The sequence below is a fragment of the Thiohalophilus sp. genome, from assembly GCF_031581315.1.
Classification (GTDB): domain Bacteria; phylum Pseudomonadota; class Gammaproteobacteria; order UBA6429; family Thiohalophilaceae; genus Thiohalophilus.
The window spans coordinates 2299-6050 of the sequence record NZ_JAVLAZ010000118.1; the positions used below are offsets into that span (position 1 = coordinate 2299).

Genomic DNA, 3752 nt, shown 5'->3' on the forward strand with positions numbered 1-3752 from the left:
GTCTTCCGGCGGGAAATAAATCAGCCGGTGTTTCTCATCGGCCTGTTGCTGCTTGTCGGCCGGGCGTTCCCGCGGATCCTGCACACTCAGGGCACTGCCGATGATCAGCAGCTCCTGCAGGCAGTTGAACTGCCTTGCGGCGATCAACATGCGACCGATCTTCGGGTCCACCGGCAGGCGGGACAGTTCCCGGCCCAGTTTCGTAACCCGCTGCTGTTCGTCCACCGCGCCCAGCTCGTACAGCAGCTTGTAACCGTCTTTGATGTAGCGGGCGTCCGGCGGCTCGATGAAGGGAAAGTCTTCAATATGCCCCAGCCGCAGGGCTTCCATTTGCAGGATGACCGCCGCCAGGTTGGTGCGCCTGATCTCCGGATCGGTAAACTCGGGCCGGGCGTTGAAGTCCTCCTCCGAGTAGAGGCGAATACACACGCCTTCGGTAATCCGCCCACAACGGCCCTTGCGCTGGTTGGCGCTGGATTGGGACACCGGCTCCACGGGCAGGCGCTGGATCTTGCTGCGATAACTGTAACGGCTGATCCGCACCGTGCCGGTGTCGATCACGTAATGGATGCCGGGTACCGTCAACGAGGTCTCGGCGACATTGGTCGCCAGCACAATGCGCCGATGCTTTGCCGGGCTGAACACCCGGTTCTGTTCCGCGCCGCTCAGGCGGGCATATAACGGCAGTATCTCGGTCTGGGGCGGATGATGCTTGCGCAGCGCCTCGGCGGCCTGGCGGATCTCCCGTTCACCGCTGAAAAAGATCAGGATATGCCCCGGGCTTTTGCCCTGCGCGGTATCGATCGCCGCCAGCTCATCCACCGCCTCCAGCACGGCCTGTTGCATGTCCCGGGTGGTCGCCTCGTCGTCATCGCCGGCGTTTTCGCTCGTCTCATCCAGCAGCGGCCGATACCGCACCTCGACCGGGTAGGTACGACCCGAGACCTCGATAACCGGGGCATCATCAAAATGGCGAGAGAAGCGTTCGGTATCGATGGTCGCCGAGGTAATGATCACCTTCAGATCCGGCCGCTTTGGCAACAGCTGTTTGAGATAGCCCAGCAGAAAATCGATATTCAGGCTGCGCTCGTGGGCCTCGTCAATGATCAGGGTGTCGTACTCGTTCAGGAACCGATCGCCCTGGATCTCGGCCAGCAGGATCCCGTCGGTCATCAGTTTCAGGTAAGTATTCGGACCCACCCGGTCCTTGAACCGGACCTTGTACCCCACCGTCTCGCCCAGCTCGCTCTGCAGCTCCTCGGCCACCCGGCTGGCAATACTTCGCGCCGCCAGGCGCCGCGGCTGGGTGTGGCCAATCATCCCGGCCACGCCGCGCCCCAGTTCCATGCAGATCTTGGGTAACTGGGTCGTTTTGCCCGAACCCGTCTCCCCGGCCACGATCACCACCTGGTGCTGTTCAATCGCCTCGCGGATATCCTCACGGCGCTCACTGACCGGCAGGTTTTCCGGGTAAGTTGGCACAGGCAGGCCGATCAGTCGCCGGGCACGCCGCGCCGCCGAGCCTTGAATATCGGTGGCCAGTTTCTGCCATTGTGATTCGGCAGCGTCATTCTTACCCTTTGACTGCCGGAGTTTCTTCAAACGCCGCCGAAAGCGGAACTGATCGCGCAGCATACAGCTGGCGATCAGGTCAGATAACGATTCGCGATTCGATTCCGGCGGGGCATTCATCAGGGGTTATCGGGGGATAATTGGGGTAATCAGAGGACGCTATGATAGCAAGTTCAGTCACGTTCATGCCATTGATGCGGGGGATTATCGCTGACAAGGCGCTGCGTCTTATCAATGGGTCTCTGGCATCATTTATCATTATTTACATCAGTATAGATTCCAATGCTTTCAATTTACTTTCATAAAACCGCTCACTCCAGAGATTCAGACTTTTCTGTTCAACGGGTTTTAGAAACCGCTCGACATCGCCAGCAGCATCCTGCCAATTGATGGAAGCAATCTTCTGTCTGAGCGCATTGGCAAGCCATTCACGATCCACATTCAGCTCTTGACCTTGATAGGGCCCAAACTGGAAAAGTGCGTTTTTTAATAACGCCAGATTTGGGGTCACCCCCTGGGCGATATACCAGTTAAAGTCATACCAATCCCGCCCCTTTATATATGCCCTGCACAACAAGGCATGAATTTTCAGTGCAAAGTTACTACTCAGATCCTGGTTGCATACTTCATAGTCAACCGGGAAATCCAGGTAGGTGTAATCAAAACCAGAACCGGCCGGTGGATTGCAGTCGATTTCCAGTTTAATTTTTAACTTCTGATCCCGGTGATTCACAAAATCCAGATTCAGCTGGTTGGCTATAGAGTTATCCTTGATCAGGGCGGCTTTTACATGCTGATCCATTTGGTCCCTGTCGAGCACCTCCGGCTCAATACCAAATTCCTTGCAGGTTTCGGCAAGATTTTCCAGATAGGGTTTCCACGTAAAAGCCGGATCGGGGCTCTGCAGAATAAAATCAATGTCCTCAGAAAACCTCGGTAATCCATGCAGAATTCGCAGGCTGGTTCCGCCCTGGAATGCCGCGACTTCAAAGAACCCTTCACGCCATAAGGCGAATAATAAAATCTCCTGCACAATCTCCTTGAGGGCATTCTCCTCCTCAAGCGGACTGCCGGGACTATAGGCTTCTAATCGTTTTTGAATCAACTCAATCATAATCCCAGCTCTCTTTGCAGTTCGGCAAGGAACGCCTGTTCTCGCCTGCCCTTGTATACATCCATCAATCGTGAAATATCCAGCCCGGTCACGCTGCGCAGTTGTTGCTCATCGATCCGCATGCCGTGGGTTAAAAACTCCAGCCCCTGCCACTCGTACTTGCGCAAATACACCAGGTCCAGCAATGCCCGCAGCGGTTCGGCGATCAGGGCGACCTGATGATCCAGCTCATGCCTGGCAACCGACTGCAGGAAATAGCCGGTTCTTACTGTCATGCGCCGGAATTCAAATCGCCCCAGTTGTGCACTCTCGTAGGTTACGGACTTGCCGCCATGGGTCATGCTCAGCACGGTGTGCACCGACTCAGGAATCCAGCCATGAAATCCCAATGCCGATTCGGCGGAGACATAACTGCCGGGCAGCATCTGCTGGGCCAGGACAAAAGGGTGTAAAGAATGTTTACGAAAAAGCGGATTCAGAACATACAGCCCACGGCGAGCTTTAATTAGCTCCCCCGCCTTGAGGGCACGATTGACCTGCCCATAGCGACGGGCGTCGCTGCCCCCCAACAGGCGCTCGATTTGAGTGGCCGACAGCGGGCGATCAGCCAGCCCGGAGTGAATAATCTTTTCTGTGAGCGGTACCATCACTATAATTTACAATAACTTCCATATTTTGCAAGTTTCTGTAAATTATAGACACTTATGATGGCCAGATATTCCCTATCGTGTTGTTTTTATTGGTTTTTCGATACCGCCATCTGCAGAACAGCGCAGTCAGCCCCACCCAGCTAAACCGGGAATTGCAGCCAGTAAAAAGGCCTTTTAAGCCTCTGAGAGACCTCGATTCCAAATATTTATTCGGTAGTTCAATAACTTGCGGAGGTCCGACCCTGCTCCCAACCGCGACAGAGCCCACCCCGCGAGTAACACGAGTGCTTTGGGTGTTAGTACATCCGTGTACGTCAATCGCCTCCTACTAAGCACTAAGTACTAAGTACTAAGTACCTGCCGACTGCTATCTGCCAACTGCAAACTATCTTTTATCAGGACGAACAGCTCATATG

2 protein-coding genes and 1 pseudogene are annotated in these 3752 nt (G+C 54.9%); all 3 read right to left on the bottom strand.

The genetic code is table 11. The features are described 5' to 3' along the window. Positions 1 to 1692, bottom strand: a pseudogene (gene hrpA, locus RI563_RS12230) (ATP-dependent RNA helicase HrpA); the annotation flags it as partial. A gap of 142 nt (positions 1693 to 1834) precedes the next feature. Continuing rightward, complete coding sequence (locus RI563_RS12235) at positions 1835 to 2686, bottom strand: nucleotidyl transferase AbiEii/AbiGii toxin family protein (protein ID WP_310694666.1); 852 nt, start codon at positions 2684 to 2686, stop codon at positions 1835 to 1837. Then, positions 2683 to 3333 carry a hypothetical protein gene (locus RI563_RS12240; RefSeq protein ID WP_310694667.1) on the bottom strand — a complete coding sequence of 217 codons (651 nt, stop codon included), beginning with the start codon at positions 3331 to 3333 and terminating at the stop codon, positions 2683 to 2685. The genes RI563_RS12235 and RI563_RS12240 overlap by 4 nt, the downstream gene beginning before the upstream one ends. Positions 3334 to 3752: the final 419 nt, after the last annotated feature.

What these genes read in the sequence shown, in the direction of transcription:
- RI563_RS12235 (WP_310694666.1), bottom strand. Translation starts at nt 2,686, where the DNA reads ATGATTGAGTTGATTCAAAAACGATTAGAAGCCTATAGTCCCGGCAGT.
- RI563_RS12240 (WP_310694667.1), bottom strand. Translation starts at nt 3,333, where the DNA reads ATGGTACCGCTCACAGAAAAGATTATTCACTCCGGGCTGGCTGATCGC.